This is a genomic window from Candidatus Chlorohelix sp. (genome assembly GCF_037138995.1).
In the GTDB taxonomy this organism is placed as follows: domain Bacteria; phylum Chloroflexota; class Chloroflexia; order Chloroheliales; family Chloroheliaceae; genus Chlorohelix.
On record NZ_JBAXHI010000003.1, the window covers coordinates 159,115 to 179,880 of the forward strand.

18 protein-coding genes and 1 other RNA gene are annotated in these 20,766 nt (G+C 46.1%); 12 read left to right on the forward strand and 7 right to left on the reverse strand.

Translation table 11 applies throughout. The annotated features are described in order from the left end of the window. Positions 1-50: 50 nt before the first annotated feature. Genes WCK19_RS02895 through uvrC form a run of 5 tightly spaced genes read left to right on the forward strand, consistent with a single transcriptional unit; the run spans position 51 to position 4,694 of the window. Positions 51-512, forward strand: a complete 462-nt coding sequence (locus WCK19_RS02895; RefSeq protein WP_342395850.1) for a hypothetical protein — start codon at positions 51-53, stop codon at positions 510-512. Next, positions 502-1,167 carry a DNA-3-methyladenine glycosylase gene (locus tag WCK19_RS02900; protein WP_342395851.1) on the forward strand — a complete coding sequence of 222 codons (666 nt, stop codon included), beginning with the start codon at positions 502-504 and terminating at the stop codon, positions 1,165-1,167. The genes WCK19_RS02895 and WCK19_RS02900 overlap by 11 nt, the downstream gene beginning before the upstream one ends. Before the next feature lie 47 nt (positions 1,168-1,214). After that, on the forward strand, positions 1,215-1,835 hold the full coding sequence (locus WCK19_RS02905) for a CoA pyrophosphatase (RefSeq protein ID WP_342395852.1): 621 nt from the start codon (positions 1,215-1,217) through the stop codon (positions 1,833-1,835). 18 nt (positions 1,836-1,853) lie between these two features. Beyond that, positions 1,854-2,660, forward strand: coding sequence for an alpha/beta fold hydrolase (locus WCK19_RS02910; RefSeq protein WP_342395853.1), 807 nt, complete (start codon positions 1,854-1,856; stop codon positions 2,658-2,660). Positions 2,661-2,663: 3 nt separating this feature from the next. Then, positions 2,664-4,694 (forward strand): excinuclease ABC subunit UvrC, encoded by a 2,031-nt coding sequence (gene uvrC, locus WCK19_RS02915; protein WP_342395854.1) that lies wholly within the window; start codon positions 2,664-2,666, stop codon positions 4,692-4,694. A gap of 88 nt (positions 4,695-4,782) precedes the next feature. Here uvrC and WCK19_RS02920 read toward each other — a convergent pair whose 3' ends face one another. Beyond that, positions 4,783-4,956: a hypothetical protein gene (locus tag WCK19_RS02920; RefSeq protein ID WP_342395855.1), complete on the reverse strand. Its 174-nt coding sequence runs from the start codon at positions 4,954-4,956 to the stop codon at positions 4,783-4,785. Positions 4,957-5,338: 382 nt separating this feature from the next. On the opposite strand from WCK19_RS02920, the gene ffs reads away from it, so the two are divergent. Continuing rightward, positions 5,339-5,432: signal recognition particle sRNA small type (gene ffs, locus WCK19_RS02925), an RNA gene on the forward strand. A gap of 10 nt (positions 5,433-5,442) precedes the next feature. Here ffs and WCK19_RS02930 read toward each other — a convergent pair. Then, positions 5,443-8,208, reverse strand: coding sequence for a transglycosylase domain-containing protein (locus WCK19_RS02930; protein WP_342395856.1), 2,766 nt, complete (start codon positions 8,206-8,208; stop codon positions 5,443-5,445). Positions 8,209-8,441: 233 nt separating this feature from the next. On the opposite strand from WCK19_RS02930, the gene WCK19_RS02935 reads away from it, so the two are divergent. The 3 genes from WCK19_RS02935 to WCK19_RS02945 all read left to right on the forward strand — a co-directional run bounded on the left by WCK19_RS02935 (position 8,442) and on the right by WCK19_RS02945 (position 10,984). Continuing rightward, positions 8,442-9,485, forward strand: a complete 1,044-nt coding sequence (locus WCK19_RS02935) for an oxidoreductase (protein WP_342395857.1) — start codon at positions 8,442-8,444, stop codon at positions 9,483-9,485. A gap of 14 nt (positions 9,486-9,499) precedes the next feature. Then, complete coding sequence (locus WCK19_RS02940) at positions 9,500-9,970, forward strand: heme-degrading domain-containing protein (protein ID WP_342395858.1); 471 nt, start codon at positions 9,500-9,502, stop codon at positions 9,968-9,970. A gap of 165 nt (positions 9,971-10,135) precedes the next feature. Beyond that, a complete protein-coding gene (locus WCK19_RS02945; protein ID WP_342395859.1) occupies positions 10,136-10,984 on the forward strand; it encodes a PHP domain-containing protein in 849 nt (282 codons plus the stop codon). A gap of 67 nt (positions 10,985-11,051) precedes the next feature. Here the strand turns inward: WCK19_RS02945 and WCK19_RS02950 are convergent, their stop codons facing one another. Beyond that, on the reverse strand, positions 11,052-11,900 hold the full coding sequence (locus tag WCK19_RS02950) for an RNA methyltransferase (RefSeq protein ID WP_342395860.1): 849 nt from the start codon (positions 11,898-11,900) through the stop codon (positions 11,052-11,054). 137 nt (positions 11,901-12,037) lie between these two features. Between WCK19_RS02950 and WCK19_RS02955 the strand changes: the two genes are divergently transcribed. Further along, positions 12,038-14,200 carry a fibronectin type III domain-containing protein gene (locus WCK19_RS02955; RefSeq protein WP_342395861.1) on the forward strand — a complete coding sequence of 721 codons (2,163 nt, stop codon included), beginning with the start codon at positions 12,038-12,040 and terminating at the stop codon, positions 14,198-14,200. 741 nt (positions 14,201-14,941) lie between these two features. Beyond that, positions 14,942-16,246: an MFS transporter gene (locus WCK19_RS02960; RefSeq protein ID WP_342395862.1), complete on the forward strand. Its 1,305-nt coding sequence runs from the start codon at positions 14,942-14,944 to the stop codon at positions 16,244-16,246. Positions 16,247-16,277: 31 nt separating this feature from the next. On the opposite strand, the gene WCK19_RS02965 is transcribed toward WCK19_RS02960, so the two are convergent. From WCK19_RS02965 to WCK19_RS02980, 4 genes are all read right to left on the reverse strand, one after another. Further along, entirely contained in the window at positions 16,278-16,466 is a 189-nt protein-coding gene (locus WCK19_RS02965) for a hypothetical protein (RefSeq protein WP_342395863.1), read from the reverse strand. A gap of 559 nt (positions 16,467-17,025) precedes the next feature. Continuing rightward, positions 17,026-17,541, reverse strand: coding sequence for a carbonic anhydrase (locus tag WCK19_RS02970; protein WP_342395864.1), 516 nt, complete (start codon positions 17,539-17,541; stop codon positions 17,026-17,028). Positions 17,542-17,662: 121 nt separating this feature from the next. Beyond that, positions 17,663-18,187, reverse strand: coding sequence for a GNAT family protein (locus tag WCK19_RS02975; RefSeq protein ID WP_342395865.1), 525 nt, complete (start codon positions 18,185-18,187; stop codon positions 17,663-17,665). 19 nt (positions 18,188-18,206) lie between these two features. Then, on the reverse strand, positions 18,207-18,656 hold the full coding sequence (locus tag WCK19_RS02980) for a hypothetical protein (RefSeq protein ID WP_342395866.1): 450 nt from the start codon (positions 18,654-18,656) through the stop codon (positions 18,207-18,209). A 1,041-nt stretch (positions 18,657-19,697) separates the two neighbouring features. Between WCK19_RS02980 and WCK19_RS02985 the strand changes: the two genes are divergently transcribed. Further along, a partial coding sequence (locus WCK19_RS02985; protein WP_342395867.1) for a protein kinase occupies positions 19,698-20,766 on the forward strand: 1,069 nt, incomplete at its 3' end.

Consider the following 20,766-nt stretch of genomic DNA (forward strand, 5'->3'; position numbering starts at 1 on the left):
TTTGATTTCAGCGGTAAGCCGGAAGAGAAAGAAACGGAGAGCATGCGCTTATGTTAGTTTACTCCAGCCCCGATAGATTTTTTGAAAACTGCCTAGAGCAGTGCGCTTTGCACGATAACGGGCTACGCAAAGCCCCTACTTTATCCGAAGCGAAAGCCGCTGAATCCTTGCATAGGACTCTGGTTCGCGCCCTGAACGACCTGCGTAATGGTGCGGATACAGTGTACGCACGCGGCAAACCCTCCGGTGAGGTTGCTGATTGGGAGCGGAGATGGCAAGCATGGGCTTCGGCGCGTACCACCGCTTTTTACAGTCGTGTCGCGCTGATGTTGCTGGGAGAAAAAGGCTATCTGGCTTATTTTCTTGAAATTCTGCGTACCAGTGATAACCTAGCGTTTTTGGGAGTTAGCAACGACTTGTTGCAACATGCTTCCGGCTATTATTTGTCCGGTGCAGAAGAAGATTTAATCCAAAGCCAACTCGCAGATTTTTGGCAACAGCGTGGAATATAACAATAACTCGATGGCAAGCGAAGAAGCCGCGTTGCTGACTTACTTTGAACAACATAAGTTGCCGCCGGAATTTTACAACGCCCCCACCCTTGAAGTGGCGCAACAGCTTTTGGGTATGGTACTGGTGTGTCGCACGTCCGAAGGTAGCGCGGCAGGGCTAATTGTGGAAACTGAAGGCTATGTGGGACAAGGCGACCCTGCTTGCCATGCCTATAAGGGGCGCACTCCCCGCAACGAAACTATGTGGGGCGCACCCGGTCATGCCTACGTCTATTTTACCTACGGCAATCACTGGATGTTTAATACCGTCACCGAACGCACCGATTTTCCGGCGGCTGCGTTGGTTCGCGCCTTGCAACCCGTTGCGGGTCTGGATTTGATTCGGCAGAGGCGGCGATTGGACGAGTTGAAGGTGAAGCCGGAAGAACACAATTTGGCGAACGGTCCCGGCAAATTGACTGCTGCGTTGGGAATCAATGGTACATTAAACGGGCTAGGGCTACAAAGTGAGACGCTTTTTATCGCGCAACCGCCGCCCGAAATACGCCTTCCCTCTTTCCAGATAGTAAGTACCACCCGCATCGGGATTTCGCAGGGTCAGGATTTGCCATGGCGCTACTATGTGGCAGAGAATCGTTGCGTTTCCCGAAAGTAGGGTAGCTTGACCGGAGTTTTATAATTTGTCCGAGGTAGTATAAAAATATGCGAGAAGTAGAGAAAAAGGCGCAGGATAGCGCAATTGATGTACCGCAACGTGATTTCAAACCGTCCGGAACTATGCGCCGACCCGCTGCCATACTGGTGCTGGTGCGGTTGTTGGAGGGCGAACCCAACGTTTTGTTTATCCGGCGCAGCCAGAAGGTGCGTAATCACAAAGGGCAAATCAGTTTCCCCGGAGGCAGCTTCGACCTTGAAGATGTTACTCTAGATGTTACCGCCCTGCGCGAAGCTCAGGAGGAGCTTGGGATAAACCCTGCCGACTTGAAGATTTTAGGTGCGCTTCCGGCAGCCGATACGATTGTCAGCAATTTCATGGTGCATCCCTTTGTGGCGATACCGCATAATCCGGCGCAGGTTTTGAACTTTATCCCGGACGGTTATGAAGTGGGTGAAATATTTCATGTGCCTTTGCCTGAACTGCTGCAACCTCGCGCCTTTACGTTGGAGACATGGCGGGTAGGCGGACATTCGCGCCAGATGGTTTTTTACACTTATCGCCATTACGTAATCTGGGGCGCAACCGCTTTTATCCTGCACAATTTTTTGGGGGAAATTAAGCAGGGACACTGGCAAGAATTATTTGAACTGGACAAGCTGGTTTAAGCTAAGGAGAGTATAGAGATGCCAGAGAAAAAGGCGCATATCAACGGGGTGGAGATGTTCTGGATGGAAGCGGGTTCGGGAGAGCCTTTGCTTTTGCTGCATGGCTTTCCGCTCGACCATACTATGTGGCTGTCACAGCTTGATTATTTCTCGAAAGCAGGATGGCGCGTGATTGCGCCCGATTTGCGAGGTTTTGGCAAGAGCGGAATTGCGCCTGGCGATGTGAATACAATGGAAGCATTAGCGGTGGACGTGGCAGCGTTACTCGACCATCTCAAAATAGAGAAGGCAACAATGTTGGGGCTTTCAATGGGCGGTTATATCACTTTTGCCTTCTATCGCTTGTACCCACAAAGAATCCGCGCCATGATTCTTGCCGATACCAAAGCCGAACCGGATACGTCGGAAGGGCGTAACCTGCGCTATAAATCTTTGGAAGCAGTGCGTCAGAAAGGTTCGGGGACGATTGCCGAAAGCATGATTCCGGGACTGTTCGCCACCGAAACCTACCGTGACAAGCCCGATTTGGTGGCTCAATTGGCGGGTGTAATCGAGCGTACTAATCCAGAAACGATAATTGCGACCTTGCCCGGTTTGGCGGAACGTCCGGATTCGACTCCGCTATTGTCGCAGATTAAGGTTCCGGCTCTTATTATTCACGGTATAGATGATAAGTTAATGCCTTTGGATAAGGCTAAGGCAATGGCGCAAGCTATCCCCGACTGGCAGTTCAGCGCAGTACCGCACGCCGGGCATATGGCAAATCTGGAGAACCCCGAATTTTTCAACCGGGCGTTGGCGACTTTTTTGAAGGAATTGAAATAGAGCATGAGCCGCGAAACTTATCTGGATGAGAAAGTAAAATCTCTGCCGCACAAACCCGGCGTGTATATAATGCGCGACGATGGCAATAATATTATCTATGTGGGCAAGGCGATTTCGTTACGCAACCGCGTTTCGAGCTACTTTGGTTCGCTCAGTGGGCAGACCCCCAAAGTAGAGGAGATGGTCAGGCGTATCCACGATTTTGAGTATATCGTGGTGGATACCGAGCGGGAAGCCTTAAACCTTGAGAATACCCTCATCAAACTGCATCGCCCAAAATATAACATTCTGCTCAAGGACGACAAAACCTACCCCTATATCAAGGTGACGGTAAACGAGGACTGGGCGCGTACCATTATTGTACGCAAGGTGCTGGATGATGGGGCGCGTTATTTCGGACCGTTTGCGGGTAATGGCTCTGCCTATCGCACGGTACAGGTGTTGCAAAAGCTGTTTCCTTACCGTAATTGCGACCTGCCCATTAACGGTAAGGAAGACCGCCCATGCCTCGACTATTTCATCCATCGTTGCTTAGGACCTTGCGCGGGGTTCGCCGATAAAGTCGAATATAACGGCGCTATCAATCAGGTTATCATGTTTCTAGAGGGCAAAAGCGATGAGGTGGTTCATCAATTGGAAGCAAAAATGGAAGCTGCCGCCGAGGAGTTGCATTTTGAACGCGCCGCTCGTTTCCGCGACCAATTAATCTCGATGAGGCAGGTGACAGAGCAGCAAAAGGTGGTGAGCAATAACAGCTACGATGAAGATGTAATTGCAATGGCGGTGGACGAGGGCGAGGCAGCGGTGCAAATTTTCTTTATCCGGCGCGGCAAGTTGGTAGGGCGGGAACACTTCTTTATGAAGGGTACGCAAGACGAGACACCGGGCGAAATTTTAACCAGCTTTATCACCCAATATTATAGCGAGGCAACCTATATACCAACTCGCATGCTGCTGCAAAATATTCCTTCCGATTTGGAAGTAGTGCAGGAGTGGCTGAGCGCGAAGGCGGGGAGTTCGGTGGAACTGCTAGTGCCAGATTCGGGCGACAAGCAGGCGCTGGTGCAAATGGTGGCGCAAAATGCTACGGAGGCTTTGCAACAGAACCGCCTGAAATGGCTGAATGATGAGCAGAAAACCACCTTTGCCCTGAACGAATTACAGAAGGCTTTGGGGTTGCCTGCTCGCCCACGCCGCATCGAGTGCTACGATATTTCCAATACGCAAGGTACAAACTCGGTGGCGAGCATGGTAGTGTTTGAAGATGGCAGCCCCAAAAAATCCGACTATCGCAAGTTCAAAATCAAAACGGTGGAAGGGGCAAACGACTATGCCTCGATGCAGGAAGTGTTGCGCCGGCGCTTCAAACGTGCCAAAACCGTAGAGGAAATGAACTATATGGCGAGTGAGGAGGATAAGGCAGCACTGGTAGAACTTGAAGTTGCTAACAACGCGCTTGAGCTTACCGGGCAGGAAGCAGGGTTAGAAATGCAAGACCCGCACGATGCCAATTGGGGTGTGCGTGGGCATCCCGGCAAGGAAGCGAAAAAGGGCAAGAAGTCCAAACCTGAGTTAAAAGCTAAAAGCAAGGCAGACTATAGTTGGCAGAATTTACCCGATTTGGTAATTATTGATGGCGGCAAAGGGCAATTGAGCGCGGCGGTGGAAGTTATGAAAGAATTGGAAATGGAAGATATTTCGGTGGTGGGGCTTGCCAAACAGCATGACGAAATTTTCCAGCCTGACAAACCACTCTCGGTGTATTTGCCACGCAACAGCGAGTCGCTTTATCTGGTGCAGCGCATTCGAGATGAGGCACACCGTTTCGCGATTACTTTCCACCGTCAGGTTCGCAGCAAAGCAGTTTATAAATCTACGCTGGATGAAGTTCCCGGAATCGGTCCACGCCGCAAGCAAGCTTTGCTGAAAGCGTTTGGAACCGCCGCCAAAATCAAAGAAGCCAGTGACGAGGAATTGCTTGCCCTAGACGGCATGAATAAAACGGCACTGTCTAAGCTCCGAGAATATTTATAAGAAATATGAAAAGCTAAAGTTATAAAACCTGTAATTAATAGGGGGGGCGGGCAATAACAATAACCCCGCCCAATTTTATAACTTCAGGCTACCGATAGCGTGGCCACTGATTCAGAGGACGCTGACCGGGTGTAATGAAATTAAAGAATGTGTCATTATAAAGGTTCGCAAAAATAAGGAATGTTACCAGCAACAGCGAAAATGCAAACAACGCCAGTAGCAGATAACGTTGCAGGTTTCTTGTATCCTGTTTGTCATCCATAATCAAATAGCCTCTCTTCTAGTTAATACCTTATTGGGTAAATCTATAGAGGTGAACTTTCCGGTTGTACAGATGTGCAAGTCAAAATTGAGGACAGTCAGTGAATATCATGTAATTTAATTATAACCTTGTTAACACAGGTGTCAATATCTGTGCTACATTAATTCAAGGAATTTTTGCTCATTTAGAAAATCAAGATGGTCTAAATGGTGATTACACACATTTATGGGAGAAAGGAAAAGGATAGCAAAAATCCGCTTTTGCATGGTAAAAAAAAGAGACAAAACAACCTATACCAAAAAGTGCGGATTATAGCAATTCAAGAGGTAAATAGACAAGCTTCAAAAAAACTTGACTTTAGCAAGCCAAAGGTGTAACATACTCAATGCGTCATCCGGCAGGAGCCTGTGAACCCGGTCAGGACTGGAAAGTAGCAGCCGTAAGCTGTGCGTAATGGGTGGGTGGCGCATATTTTTTTGTCCTTTTTCAGCCAGATTTGGTTGGGGTGGGTGGCAAGGTCTGACTCCGAGTAGCGGGAACAGTCGTTAGCGTCGCAGGGCGCGGGGTAGTAGGGGTTTGCACCGGCGCCGAACCACTCGATATGGCGGGGTTTGTAAGTCCGGGATAAAGCGTTCCCGGTTGTGCAGTTGGAGATAAATCCGGCGGTGGCGTGGCAGTCGGCGCAACAAAGGGTAGGCAAGGCTGTGTCGGCGGCGGCAATCTGTTATTTTTAATTCCCCAATCCTTCAATTCCGGTGGATAGTTAAAGAATATTCTTTCCTCAACCGCGTCAGGCGGGTAAGTATCTCCGGCAACACAGTAATTCGGATCATCTGCTTTTATATCACCCGAACTTGGCGTAACATTTCCAGAAGGGGTCGCAGTTGGAAGCGGGGTCGTAACACCCTGCGGCAATTGCTTCTTGGGAATTTTTACACGTTGATGCAAGGTTGATTTTGTTTTGGGAACAAATTCAACCGGGAAAATCTCATCACGCTTGTCCGGGCAATCATAAACCGGATTATCATTTGGCAAAAGACCACTATCCACACAGATTTTTACGGTGGCAAGTCCGGTGGGCTTATCGAAATTTAGCTTTAGCGGCTTGTCTTTTTGCTCGATTGCGGCTTTGAGTTCGGGCGTGCCATATACCGTTTCCATGAAATCATGCCAAACATAGCCCCCGCCAATACTACCGGCAACCGCTAACATGGAACTATTATCATTATTGCCAATCCAAACCCCTACCGTAAGGTCTGGAGTATAACCAACTGTCCAACTATCTTTAAAATCGTTGGTAGTACCCGTTTTTGCAGCGGCAGGGCGCGATAATGTCAATGGGTTGGAACGTGAGAAAACTAGCAAGCGGGCTTCATTATCGCTCAAAATATTGGTAATAACGTAAGAGATTTGCGGAGAGAGAATCTGGCGAGGTTTAACATCCTCCGGCTTGAATTCATATACCAGCTTATCGCGTTTCATAATTTTAAGAACAAATACAGGGTCAACCTTTTTCCCGGCATTGGCAAACACTGAGTAAGCGCCTGTTAAATCCAGCAAGCGCACCTCCCCCCCCCCAAGCGTTAAGGTAAGCCCGTAAAATTCAGGACCTTTCTGGAACTGCACTCCCATATCTTTGGCAAGATCCATCATATATTGGATGCCATCAAACTGAAGGGTTTTAACTGCCGGAACATTCAAGGAAGAGCCAAGAGCATTGCGAAGTGGCACAGTACCTAGAAACTTACCATTAGAATTAACCGGTGAGTAAGCCTGCCCATTGCCTGATGGGAAATTCGTCTGTATATCGGCGATTACAGTTGCTGCCGTCCAGCCTTTGGTCATCGCTGCGGCATAAGTTACAGGCTTTATTGATGAGCCGGGCTGGCGGTACGAAACTGCTGCATTAAATTGTCCGTTTATTGTATTGTTATAAAAATCAATGCTGCCTACCATTGAAAGCACTTCTCCGGTAGAAGGGCGCATTGCTACCAACGCGGCATTGCTGGCTTTTTGCTGTTTAAGTTCATCAACTCGTTTTCGAGCAATTTTCTCGGCTTCATCCACCAAACGCACATCTATAGTGGTGTAAATATCAAAACCGCCAAGCTCCCAATCTTCTGGACTGATTAGAACGCCCGCATCGGTCAATTGTTTCATGCCCGTATCGCTGGAAAGTTCGGCGAGAATATAATTTACGAAGTGTGGCGCTCTCATAGTATCGGATTTGGAGCGGCGGTCTTGCAGGTGCGCTTTTATATCATAAGCATACGCATCTGCCGCTTCCTGAACGGTGATTTTTTCATATTTAACCATTAATTCAAGCACCCGCTTTTGCCGCAGACGTGCCAAATCATAATTAATTGTTGGGTCATATTGGCTTGGTAATTGAGGCAACCCTGCCAGCATACTAGCTTCTGCTAACGTCAGTTCTTTTGCTGTTTTACCAAAGTAACCATCAGAGGCGGCTTCAATTCCGTAAGCAAGGTTGCCGTAGTAAATATTATTCAGATACTTTTCCAGAACCTGCTCTTTGGTAAATTTCTCCGTAATCATTGTCGCCAGAATAAGCTCCCGAAATTTGCGCTCAAAAGTGGGAGTATAGCGCTCTGCCGGTGGTAGATACAGCAAACGTGCTACCTGTTGGGTAATAGTGCTGGCTCCAGAACTACCTTGCTTTGAAAGATTTATATAAACTGCTCTTAGAATTGCATACATATCAACCCCTTGATTTTCAAAGAAAGTGGGGTCTTCAGCAGCAACGGTAGCATCTACCAAAACTTTAGGAACTTCTTTAAATGAAATAAAATCACGCGCTCCGGCTTCCGGTTGTTTCTCAAAAAGTAAAACACCGTTGCGGTCGTAAATCCGAGTTGTCTCAAAGGTTAGAGCATATTCTTTGTCAAGGCTTAAACCTTTGGCATAAGAGGAGTAGGTTAGAATTGCCGCGCCACTTCCCAACCCGGCTATAGCTAAAAATAACCCAATGGAGAGAAGAAAGCCAAAAGCCAACGTTAATATAAGTGCTAGAACAGTAATTTTGCCTCCGCTAGGTGGGAGGCGTTTATTTTTTCTTATTATCCAAGCGGGAACACGATTTGAGGAATAAATACCATAGAAAGGATAAGCCGGTTTAGTTCGGCTACGACCAGAAACCGAGTGCGGTGCAGGGGGATTTATTTTGGTGGGAATAGCGTTGCCTTTTACGCCATTTTGGTGGGAGCGGTTGTTTCCATTTGAGGACTGGTCCATAGTATTACCAGCTTTTTACACTTGAGAATTACTTACTCCACAGCCCAGATTATAACATATATGTTCGATTACTGTGCAACTCCAAATATTTTGATAAAGGCGGGTTTTAGCATTATTGTGACCCCTAACGCATACCGAACTTGCAACAGCCCCCAGTAAATAATTGTCATTCCCCAATATAAGTGGTACGATAAATCCATTAGACATCTTTATTAAGGAGAATTTGTAACACTATGTCTATTTTCAAGGCAGGTATTATTGGCTACGGACTTTCGGGCGCAGTTTTTCATGCTCCCCTGATTTCGCGCCTCAAAGAATTTGAGCTTTACAAAATAGCATCTTCAAACCCTGATAAAGCACATAAAGATTATCCAGAAGCGTTGGTAGTTTCCAGTCCCGAAGAGTTGATAAATGACCCGCAAGTTGATTTGGTAGTAGTTTGTACCCCGAACACCAGCCATTTTTCTCTGACAAGTCAGGCTCTTAATGCCGGTAAGAATGTAGTGTTGGAAAAACCATTCGTTAACCGGCTTGAGGAGGGCGAGGAATTAATTCGCCTTGCTGAAAAAAATAAGCGGTTATTGAGCGTGTATCAGAATCGGCGCTGGGATGGAGATTTCCTAACTATAAAAAAGTTGATTGAGAGCGATGTGTTGGGCGAAATTTACACTTACGAATCCCATTTTGATCGCTTTCGGCTCGAAGTAGGCAACAAGTGGCGCGAACAAGCGTTAGAGGGTTCGGGTATTCTATTCGATTTGGGCGCACACCTGATTGATCAGGCATTGCAGTTGTTCGGCAAGCCTCAAACAATCTGGGCGGATGCTTTCCCACAACGTCCCGGCGCAAATACAATTGATTATTTCCACCTTATCTTCGGTTATGAACGATTACGGGTAATACTCCATTCTGGTAGCGTCAATAAAAAACCCGGTCCTCGTTTTCAGGTACACGGTAGCAAAGGCAGTTATATTAAATACGGGCTTGACCCACAAGAAGATGCGCTTAAAAGGGGTATGCGTCCCGGCGATTCAGGTTGGGGAAAAGAGAGTTCGGAATTATACGGCGAGCTTTTTACAGAAGCAGGAGAACTAACTCTAAGCGGTAAAAGCGAAACCTTACCCGGTTCTTATGAAACCTTCTATAAAGGCATATACGCCACTCTAACTGATGGTACACCTCCGCCAGTTACAGCGCAAGAAGCATTAGAAGTAATCAAGTTTATCCATTTGGCAGAGCAGAGCAGCCGCGAAAAACGAGTGTTGATAGTAGAGTAGAGAGGAATAAATTCATGGAAGACTTAAATAAATTGCTGCAAGAGTTACAACAGCAAGAGGATTTAATCCAATTTACCGAATTCACCAATGATAATGCCTACGAAATTGGAACATGGCTGGTGGATATTGGCAGACGAGAAGGCAAGAACTTCACGGTGGATATTTGCCGGAACGGGCATCAACTATACCACTACGCCCTGCCCGGTACTACCCCTGACAATGACGAATGGATCAAGCGCAAAAATCGGGTGGTGAACCGCTTTAATCATAGCTCTTATTTTATGGGAATTTACTACAAAAGCCGCAACACCACCATTGAGGAAAAGCATTTTCTAAATCCCGAAGAATATGCTCCTCACGGGGGTTCATTTCCTATAATTATCAAAAACGTAGGGGTGATAGGTACAGTTACAGTTTCAGGGCTACCGCAAGAAGAAGACCATCGTTTAGTGGTACAGGTGCTTATGGAATTTCTCGGCTTATAAATTCAGGAAACCGAAGAAATACTCCTACTAACTCAGCCGCTTAGAAATAAGCGGTTTTTGAATAGCACTCCAATACTTTTCCAATGTTTATCTACTACTATACTAGAGCAAAGGGGAATAAGCCCAATAAAATTAATTAGAACTTATAGAGGATCAGTAGATAAAATGAAAGCTCCAATATTTCAAATAAACCGCGGCGTAGATTTACACACCCATACTTTTGCCAGCGATGGGGTATGGTCGCCTAGAAGTTTGGTGGAGGCAGCAGTAGCGAAAAAAATCGGAATCTTGAGCGTGTGTGACCACGAAACTCTCAGTAGTTTGAAAATGGTTGGAATCTATGCGAAAAAAAATGGAATACAATTTATCCCCGGTGTGGAAATAGCAATTGAACACAAAGGCTCAGTCTATCACTTGCTGATGTATGGGTTCGACCCTGAAAACGCTGAAATAAATGCGTTGCTGGAAGAAACCAGATTGAAGCATTGGCACAAAAAACAAATAATGCGTGAAAGACTGGAAATGCGTGGCTATAAAATAGCAGAATCGCCCTTAGATGCAATTACCGAATCCATCTCACCAATTTATGAACTGGCTTGCTCATTGGAAAATGATGAATTGAATTTCAACCAAGCGTGGGCTATTTGCCGGGAAGTTGAGCCGAAATACAAAATAGCGCAACCTGCCAAGAAGGTTTTGGACATTGCCAGAAATGCAGGCGCTATAACTATTCTGGCGCATCCGGGACGTGGCGGCGCAGAAATAGCCTACGCCAGCAACCGGATTATACTTGAGCTTGTAAAACTTGGCTTGGAAGGGGTAGAAGCCTACTACCACGCGCACGACACTTCCGAAGAAGAGCGATTAGTCGAATTAGCCACCCGCCATAAGCTATTGGTAACTTGTGGCTCGGACAGTCACGATACCAAACGAAAGCCTATAGCGTGGAATCCGGCATTATGCAACCAATTCCTAGAAAGGCTGAACATCAAACCTTTTTCAGCCGCAGCATGAGGTTGAACATTCGCCTCAAAAGGTTTTCAGACAGGGGGCGTATAAGCTTTTTATCTCTGTACTAAAATTACTCCTCGCCCCTTAATTTCAGCAATTTTCGATTTATATTCTGAAAGAGATGCGACAGCATACGGCTTTCATCTCTGCGCGGAGCGGCACGTAACAGGATTGCCCTTAAACGACTCATCGAATAGGACAGTCTCTCATCCGTAGTATAGGGGTGTAAGGTTAGAAGCAATTCGGAAAGTGCCGTAAATATCGCTTCCCTGTCGGTTCCGTTGGCAAGCTTTATATCTTCAACAAGAGCATTCTGAAGCGCCAGCATCACACTAGCAGGGTCTCCCCAACGCGGCGGAGCGCCTTCGGTATGCACATGAGCTATGGGTAGCGCAGGGTGCAAACTCTCGATTTGTGGATTTGCCGCCAGCCATAATTCATAGGCTATTACCAATGCTGCTTGAGCAAGATTCAGGGAAGCATTAAAATCATCGGTGGGAATAGTCACTAGCGCATGGCAATAATCTAACGCTTCATTTGGCAAGCCATCATCCTCGCGCCCCAAAAGTACCGCGCTCAAATTTTGCGGGTCAATCCGATTTGCCTGTAACAGCGTATTTGCCGCATTACGTGGGGTAAGCTGTTCCCGCTTGACACCGCGTGAGCGGGCGGTAGCTCCAAGCACAAAGCCGCAATCGGCAATAGCTTCTTCTAATGATGGAACTCGTTCTATCGTTTCTATCACCGGAGCAGTATGGTGGGCGATACCCTCAATTCGGTAGGGGTCATAAGCCGCAGGTTCAACCAAGCGCAAGCGGCGCAACCCAAAATTGCTCATCACCCGTACCACTGCACCTACATTTATTACATCCTGCGGCTGGTATAAAACCAGCACCACATTATCCAGCAATTCTTTCATTCAAACATCCCTGAGCCTAAAAATTCGAGCGTAATTATAACATACCATTGACAGGCTAAACATAGGGACATATAATTCGTGTAGACATAACATGATTTTTCAAACCATATCAGGTGCTTGTGCAAGGAAAGCGGCAAATGCGTAAATCAGGTAGCCGGACTATTACAGGATTTCAGATTGGGGCAGCAATGTTGGCGGAGATGCTTTTATTTATTACCGCCTTGAGTATGGTCAGCGGTGTAGCAGTAGCGCAACAAACCTCGCCTATTCAGGTGAAATGGGAAGTGGAAAACGCTCCAACCGAAGGACGGGTAGGCGCAAGATTAACCTTCCCACGCTTGAAACTTACCAATAGCGGTACTGTCGCATGGGCAGCTTCCGGCGCAAGCGAGCTTAAAGTAGGCTATCGCTGGTTTTATGGATATGGCGCTCCCGTTGCCAAAAACAACTATGAAGAGGTACGCGCTAACCTACCGCAAGATATGCCGCCGGGCGGTTCGCTTGTTTACCCTAACTTTCAGGTGGCAGTTCCCAATCTGACCGGAGATTTTGTGCTTCACATTGATTTGGTGCAACCTAACGATGTGTGGTTGCAAACCAAAGGGGTCAAAGATTTGACGCTTAATGTGAGTATCAAAGCAAAAGACTCATCGGTTTTATCGGTTGCGGTTAATACTCTTCCGCTATTCAGTAACTCCAACGTAATCAATCTTTCATGGGTTGGTAAGGAAGAAGGCGGTAATGCCGGAATTGCTGGCTACGATTTACAATATAAAGCCTCATCTGACAACGATTGGTCAAATCTTCTTAGCAATACAAACCTTACCACTACTCAATTCCGAGGCGATAACGGCAAAACCTATCAATTCCGGGTTAAAGCAACTGGCAAATCTGGCATTACCAGCACACCACCGATTACCGGGCAGGTTTTTACTCGTATAGATACGCTGTCTCCTAGCAGCAATGTGGATTCACTTCCCACGCTTAGCCCAACCGCTTTTCTGGTGCGTTGGTCAAGTTTCGATAATGTGGACGGACCTAACACTTCCCTATTCGATGTACAATATCGCGAAAGCAACGGTGATTGGACTAATTGGTTAAGCGGTACGCCGGGAATCGCTGCCTTATTTCAAGGTCAGGCTGGTAAAACCTACCAATTCCGGGTGCGAGCAATGGATTACGCCGGGAATCGCGGCGAATACCCCACAAACCCCCAAGCCTCCACTACCACTAGCGTCAGCCTTGATAGCCTTGCCGGGATTAAAGCTAACGCAACTTCCGCAACCCCCTCCAGCGGTGCGGTAAATCTATTGTTCCCGCTGGCAGTTAAAAATGGTGACAACAGCAGCGGAACTATGGGCTTTGTAATCTCGAACCCCACCGATAAACCTGCCGATGTGTTCATCCGCTTTAACAACTGGTCTGGCGCTCCCAATACCAAAAAAGTGGGCGATAAAGAGGTAGCGATAGATGATAACGAGGCTACCGACACGGCACGAGTGGTAACGCTACTTGAAACTGTGCCAGCAAAAGGTACTAAAACAGTGTGGGCTGGCAACCTGTATCTTCCGGTCTATAACGGTTGGGCAGCAATTGTTAGTAGCGCACCTGTAACCGCTACCGCAGTTCGTTTGGCTTCTGACGGCAAAACTATTGAATATAATTCGGCAGAAACAGGCAATAAACTTTATCTGCCCTTCATCAAAAAGCAAGATGCCGATACTTCCAGCTATATTTCGCTGGTAAATCCCAGTACCAAAACCGTAACCGTAGAGATAACCTATTACAACGATGCTGGAACAGTAATCTTCACCGAAAAGCGCGATATGGCGCGATTGTCTAGTCAGCGGTTCAGCCTTGCTTCCCTGAAACTGGCTGACCCTAACTCTCGCTTCAACGGCAGCGCGGTTATTTTGGCGCCCTCTTCGGTTGCCGCTACCATAGAAAATAGGCTTGAGGACGGTTCGATTATAACCTACCCTGCACAGGTAAAAACCACGCAAAGTAGCCCGGATTATACTGTTTTCAAAAATGCGGATGGCGGTTACACTACTGCCGGTATTATCCAGAACACTAGCAACGCCACCGTTACTCTCAAAATTGAATACCAGAACGATAACGGTCAGGTGGTAGCTTCACAGGAGAAACAGCTTTCGCCTTTTGCTCGATATAACGCTTGGCAAGGTTCGTTGCAAATTGATAAGTTCAGCGGTAAATTCAAAGTCACCGCAACGGGAGGCGAAGTTGCAATTGTGGTACTCGGCGCAGGTCCCGGCATGAAGGATAAAGTATTTCCGTAGCATCTTTTTTGTTCTGCCCCACTTCCTAAGGGAACTAAAAATAATTAAGCACACAGATCAAGTGGAAGGCAAGGTGTGGTAACAAACCAGTTAGGCAACTTAGGTAGGCGAACCAGAAACCCTTCCACGACAGCCATTGCTTCCCTAGAAAGCTTAACCCCCGATTGATTCAGCTTGTCAATTACGGCTATCTCTGGAAACTTTCCGTTCCAAGACATACTCTGGGCAAATCTTTTCACTGTTTCTAGGCAGTCTAAGATGTCACCATTCCAGCACTGTTCCAAAATATAATGGACCCAGAAAATCGGACACGGAAAGATAGAGATTTAAGGTTATACAATTGGCAAATGATAACCAACAAAACCAGAAAAAGCTACAAACTCGAATTTAAGGTGGCGGTGGTCGAAGAGTATTTGCAAGGTGCCCATCCAGCGGCAACATCGCAATGAAAGTCATCAACCCCTACAGAGGTGAGGTACTGAAGATTTATAGGGTGTAACTCTCGTAATTAGAAATCAGGATTAACAAAGAGAAAAAACAGATGGCACTGGAAGAGCAAAAAGAAATTGACTTAAAACAAATGCTGGAAGTTCTAGGCGAAGGGGATTCCGTAGGGATGGCAATTTCTTTAGGGATAGAGGGCAATTGAGGGCAATAGCTTTCTTCCACAAGATGCGACTCTATGGGAATCTGATAAAATAGTCAAAGTTGCGCCTGAAAAAGCTCTTTGGAGGGGCTGTTTTGAATCTCACCGAATCTAAAATAGCGAATCCCACTTTGGGTAAGCGGAAAAGACCGCCGAGCCTTTGGAGTAATTGGCAAATCGCAAGTTTGTTGATTGCGATAGCTGTTTCGTTTTTGGCACAGGGCTTCATAGCTCCGATAAGGACTCTTTATGCGCGAGATGAAGGCGCAAGCGGCGTTGCATTGGGCTTTATGGCGGCTGCTTTCTTGTTTTCTGGTTTTGTCTTTCTTTTCCCGTTTGGCTGGTTGAGTGATAGGGTAAATCGTCCGAACCTGATTATCGCCGGTTTGATCGGGCATTCCCTGATTACCCTGGGTTTTATGTTCACTACTTCCGCCGAAATGTTCATTCTACTGCGCTTTGTAGAAGGAATAACGGCGGCGGCGGTTTCCTCGCCTGCTCGTGCGTTGCTGGCAGACCTTACGCCTTCGGGCAGGAACGGCGAGGCTTTCGGGCTGTTCAGCGCGGTTATTACCTTTGGCATGTTTGCCGGGCCTCCCATGGGTACATTGATGGCGGAGATAACCGGATTTCAGGCGGTTTATCTACTTTCTTTTCTTATATTTATTCCCTCGATTTTGCTGGTGCTGTTTTCCTATCGCGGTTATAGCCAAAGGAACGCAAGTCAAATGGACACTCCGGTAGCTATTATTCCGGCAGAGTTGAGCGGAACAGAAAAACTTTTGACCTTACCGATTGTTATCGGTTGTTTGGTAAAGGGCGCGATTGGGCTTGGTCCCGGTGTTGCAATTGCCATTTGGAGTTTGTTTGCTGCCGATTTGGGCTTCTCGCTTACCGCTATCGGCTGGACATATACGGTCTATTCGATTCCGATTATTCTGGTTGCGCCTTGGGCAGGGCGTTTTTCTGATAGAGTAGGGCGCTTGCTGATGATGTTCAGCGCGTCAATTCTACTATCATTTGTATGGATGAGCTACGGAATAATTACCTCTTTCCTTATTATAATGATAATTGGGGTGGTGGAAGGCTCGATTGATGCGGTGTCGCGGGCGGCGACTGATGGCTACTTGGCAGACCATAGCCCGCTTCATTCACGCGGTAAGGCACAAGGGCTTTATAACGCGGTGCAGCAATTCGGAACTCTCGCTGGGTCACTAATCGGCGGGCTTCTTTACGAAAATACGGCGCGGGGAATGCCCTTTGTTATAATTGGGCTTTTACAGTTTGGGTTGATGGCGTTGGCATTTTTGCTTTATCTTCTTTTTCGACCGAATAAAAAAACCGAAGCGGCGAGGTCACCTACTCCGGTTGTGGGTAGTGTAGATACTTTAGAGGTTTAATGAGGATTTCTGAAGGTTATACAATCAATTATTAAGCCTCTTTGGCTAACTTTTTGTAATTACTAGCGCGGAAAGGCTTTACCATTCTAACCGCTAGTTTGGCAAGAAGAGATTGTGCATTGCTTTTACACGCTGCGTTCACAAGCCTATCGTGTTCGGCTTCTTGTAAAAACTCTTGTTGTCGGTATTGCGCCTGCTTCTCATGCTGATAGGGATACATTGCTTTATTTCTCCTAATGTGTGAATCAAATTAAGTAAAATAACAATCTATAATTTCTTCAAGATGTGCTTGATTAACAAAAAACGCGATGGGCTATTTTTAGTTTAGTCATCGCGTTTCAAGAGGTTTATATTTCTGGCTTTCTAACTGCTCGGTTCTAGCAAGCTTTATTCTCCTTGCTAAAATCGGCATTGTGTAAGCCACTAGGTTTTACCCTATACCTCAAGAACCGCTCAGACCCAATTCCAGGTCGAAGGCATGCTCCACCGCAATTCGTTCTACCCATACTGACTGTAATATTCATATGCCTTCTCCTTCCTTTCAGGGTTCGACTGCCTTTTGCACAGACTATAATTAGCGCTATTCCTTCACATATTATTTCAGTTCAAGCTCTGCTTACCTGAATGTATTATATAGCGTTATTTATATTTGTCAATAGCTTTGTTTTCTTTTGTACTTAACCTACATTAGGTTTTAGATGGAGGGGGGTTAAATCGCGACGCGGAGGTTGCTCCTACAAGATACGCCCTGCGTTCACAATCTGGGGGGGATGGTAGAATTAGCCGTGTACCTCAGTTAGCAGTCCGCTCTTTACATCGTAAATGAAACCGCGCACTATTATTTCGCTCGGTATCCAAGGGTGCGATTTGACCCGTTGTACCTGATTCAGTACATTTTCTTCCAGATTGGTGAAAGCGTAGAAGGCAGCGGGCGAAACCGTAGCGGTGCCGGAATTACGTTGCAAGCGTGAGAGCAAATCTTTGTCCTTGAACTTGAGCATACCGCACTCGGTATGGTTGATAATCATAATTTCTTCGACCCCCAACATATGGGTGGACACCAGCAGCGAGCGCAGCGCATCGTCTGTGACCAAGCCCCCGGCGTTGCGGATAATGTTAGCGTCGCCATTTTTCAAACCCAGCACATGCTCAATATTAATTCGGTAATCCATGCAAGCTACTACCGCTAGATGTTGCGCTGGTTCAAGCGACAAATCTTGACCGGAGAAATTTTGCACATAACGCAGGTTAGCTTTGAGAACTTCGTCAATTGCACCCATCATATAATCTTTCATCTATAGTTCAAATCTGTTTGTTATTTATTTCACCAGCTAGTATAGCAGCCGTAAGCTAACCTGCCAAACTACTGCTTGCCCTATGTTTGCTCCAACTGATTGTGGAAAAAAGTAACGAGCGTTATTCGCCCCTCAACTTGCTGTAGAGTACAATGTCACGGTGCGCTCCGTTGCGCCATTGTGCTTTTCGCAACACGCCCTCGCGGGTGAAACCGGCTTTTTCCAGCGAACGTTGCTCCGGCAGATTCTCAATATCGGTGGTAGCTTCCACGCGCATAACCGGAAAGGTCGCAAGCAGATAACTTGCTAACAAGCTTTGTGCTTCCGTGCCGTAACCCTTGCCACGCTGCTCTTGCATCAAGGTGATACCGATGTTATAAACCCGGCTGCCGTCGTTTGGTCCGTAAGCTTCCATATGATAGCTGACCATCCCGACCACCGTACCATCTGGTGTTACCACCACCAACCGCCCCCGTTGGTAATGCAGGAAACCATCTTCTTCAAAAGAATGCTCCACTATTTCAGGAGAACGCAGCCCGAAGAAATTGAACTCGCTGCTATAGGAAAGGTCATTTGTCAAAGCGGCGAATTGTCGCACATCTTCACGGTTATAGGGGCGCAAATTGATTTTTTCGCCAATAATCATTTTCTACCTATCTTTGGCTTCACTCACGGCGGATAGTGCGGCGAATTATCCAACGTTCATAAAAATAATCATAAGTTTCACTCATACCGTTTGATAGAATGGGACTGGAAAAACCGTTATCGAGCGGACTGAGCGAGCGCACCACCTCACCGGGAGACATCCGCTCTAGCTTACGCTTTTTGTCCTGCTTCATCGCCTGATCAATAATCTCGGCAGCAACACTGAGCGCAACTACCATCGCGCCCTTTGCCAGCTTCTGCCCGGTTTCACTGGAAAGCAACTCACCTGCCTTTGCTAGGTACATAGGCAATTTGCGGGCGGTGGCTTTGACGGGCAAGTGCGACTCTAACACCTCAAGGGCGGTGACAGTTGTTTCGCTGAACTGACCTTCTTCCGCTAATGTCGCCCCACATTTTCGGCAAAAAGCATCGGTTTCATCGCAAACAAACTGGCATTTATGGCAATACATAGTTACTTCTCCATAAAATTTTTGAGAAAGCGGCGCAATTTTTTGTCAGCAAACAGCGTTGGGATTACGCCGGGTCAAGTGGTAGTCAGCGCTCCTGTTGCATTTGCAAAACGGCAGGCTTCTCCGATACCTGCGTGAAGTTATTATAATCCAAATTGTCCAATCCGGCAGCAATCATAAGTGCTATCGCCATAGTTATTACAAAGACCCTAATTCAAACCTAGTTTTTGTAGAATTTTCACTCTGCAATGCATAGTAAACCAACGTGGGCGTGGTCACATATCACGCCTTTACCCAAACCCTTTTGCGAACCTTTTTGTAAGATGATGCAAATACCATACTTGCACTTGTCTATAGTTTGCCTCAATCTTTAGCTTTTGGTACAATATGGCTATTGAAAAATCGAATAATAGGCAGTTGGTTTCCTGAAAATCACACAATATTCTTATATTTGCTAATGTATTTTCGCCCCAACAAACTTCAGGTCCCATTGTTATAGCGGTAAACTGCATCTAGATTTATAGATATTTTATTAAATACTAACATCTAGTGAAATTAACACATGTTAAGGGCAGATTTAGGTTGTCTATTACTATTTTTCTAATAGGGTGCGCTTGATTTCGGTAATGTTGGGTTCAGATAAACATTGTATAAATGTAAATAATTGATATACTAATAAAAGCAGTTCTATAAAAATCCTGATACAGGTTTGTATTACTTTCTTTCCAAGAGATAAAAAATTTACAAACCGTTACATATATGCAAATTCAAACAATAATTTAGGGAAATTTTAGGTTCAAGTTGTAGTATAATTACTATATGCTCTTATAAAATTAACGAGTAAATGATTATTGACAATATTATTGTCACATATAAGCACAGAATGGGTTGTAGAACTAAAGGGAAAGCGATAGCTCTTGAAAGAAATCGGTTTGTGGTCAGCAAAATTGATTTTGTGTTTCAAAAGCCACCTCTTATTCAATTTCCTTTTCTCTACTTTTCATCGCAATTCTAAGGGATTATCTGGAGAGTTACCAAGCTATGTCTGTGGATGAATTAGAGCAACCAATATTGGGGAAATACAGGGTAATAAGCTCTATTACCGCTGAATCTTCAGTTTTTACGTATATTGCTAATTCGAATATTAAAACAGTATTTGTAAGAGCTATTTCGGCTACCCACCCGGATTTTAACCCTGCTTATCTGGTCGCTTGCCTACGTGAGTTTGAAATCAGTAACCAACTTGCAGGTAACACCGGTCTTGTTTCGGTGCTGGAATACGGTTCTAGTGATGATACGCATTATTTTATCTACGAATTTATTGAAGGCGGTAGCCTCCACGAACAAATAGCTATCTCCCGCAATAGACCCCTCAATAACCAGACAATTGGCGCTGTCGGTAGGGATGTATGTAATGCGCTGGAAGTTTTGCATTCAAACGGGCTGTTTCATGGAGATTTGAATCCAAAAAATATTTTATATAACAAATCAAAACAAGCTTTCCTAAAAAGCTATGGCACCAGCGCTATCGCAGCAGAAGATGAGGACAAACTCGGCTGTGATATTTATGCTTTGGGCGCAATACTTTATAAAATGGCAACCTGTCAGCAATATCGTCCCGGAAAATCCCAACCTGCGCTTTTGCTCAACCGTAACCTAACCCCCGCCTTGAGTACCATAATCTCGGCTACCCTAAACGAATTCGGCGAAAAGCGTTATTATAATCTTGCCCTCCTGCAAGAGCATTTTGGGTTGGCTATAGACCCAGATATTAGCCCTGAACATCTTCTTGAGCAATTGGTTAAACCTGCCCTTCCTGAGATTGTTTTAGAACCCCTCGCGCCTGAAATTGAAGAATCGTCAGCAGAAGAAGTTGTAGAGCCTGAGCTAGAAGCGGAAGTAGAATCGTCAGCAGAAGAAGTTGTAGAGCTTGAGCTAGAAGCGGAAATAGAATCGTCAGCAGAAGAAGTTGTAGAGCTTGAGCTAGAAGCGGAAATAGAATCGGCGGCAGAAGAAGTTGTAGAGCCTGAGCTAGAAGCGGAAGTAGAATCGGCGGCAGAAGAAGTTGTAGAGCTTGAGCTAGAAGCGGAAGTAGAAGCGGCGGAAGAAG

Bases quoted from the DNA above. Each gene is read 5' to 3' on its own strand.
- WCK19_RS02895 (WP_342395850.1), top strand. From the start codon at position 51: ATGTTAGTTTACTCCAGCCCCGATAGATTTTTTGAAAACTGCCTAGAG.
- WCK19_RS02905 (WP_342395852.1), top strand. From the start codon at position 1,215: ATGCGAGAAGTAGAGAAAAAGGCGCAGGATAGCGCAATTGATGTACCG.
- WCK19_RS02910 (WP_342395853.1), top strand. From the start codon at position 1,854: ATGCCAGAGAAAAAGGCGCATATCAACGGGGTGGAGATGTTCTGGATG.
- uvrC (WP_342395854.1), top strand. From the start codon at position 2,664: ATGAGCCGCGAAACTTATCTGGATGAGAAAGTAAAATCTCTGCCGCAC.
- WCK19_RS02920 (WP_342395855.1), bottom strand. From the start codon at position 4,956: ATGGATGACAAACAGGATACAAGAAACCTGCAACGTTATCTGCTACTG.
- WCK19_RS02930 (WP_342395856.1), bottom strand. From the start codon at position 8,208: ATGGACCAGTCCTCAAATGGAAACAACCGCTCCCACCAAAATGGCGTA.
- WCK19_RS02935 (WP_342395857.1), top strand. From the start codon at position 8,442: ATGTCTATTTTCAAGGCAGGTATTATTGGCTACGGACTTTCGGGCGCA.
- WCK19_RS02940 (WP_342395858.1), top strand. From the start codon at position 9,500: ATGGAAGACTTAAATAAATTGCTGCAAGAGTTACAACAGCAAGAGGAT.
- WCK19_RS02945 (WP_342395859.1), top strand. From the start codon at position 10,136: ATGAAAGCTCCAATATTTCAAATAAACCGCGGCGTAGATTTACACACC.
- WCK19_RS02950 (WP_342395860.1), bottom strand. From the start codon at position 11,900: ATGAAAGAATTGCTGGATAATGTGGTGCTGGTTTTATACCAGCCGCAG.
- WCK19_RS02955 (WP_342395861.1), top strand. From the start codon at position 12,038: ATGCGTAAATCAGGTAGCCGGACTATTACAGGATTTCAGATTGGGGCA.
- WCK19_RS02965 (WP_342395863.1), bottom strand. From the start codon at position 16,466: ATGTATCCCTATCAGCATGAGAAGCAGGCGCAATACCGACAACAAGAG.
- WCK19_RS02970 (WP_342395864.1), bottom strand. From the start codon at position 17,541: ATGAAAGATTATATGATGGGTGCAATTGACGAAGTTCTCAAAGCTAAC.
- WCK19_RS02975 (WP_342395865.1), bottom strand. From the start codon at position 18,187: ATGATTATTGGCGAAAAAATCAATTTGCGCCCCTATAACCGTGAAGAT.
- WCK19_RS02980 (WP_342395866.1), bottom strand. From the start codon at position 18,656: ATGTATTGCCATAAATGCCAGTTTGTTTGCGATGAAACCGATGCTTTT.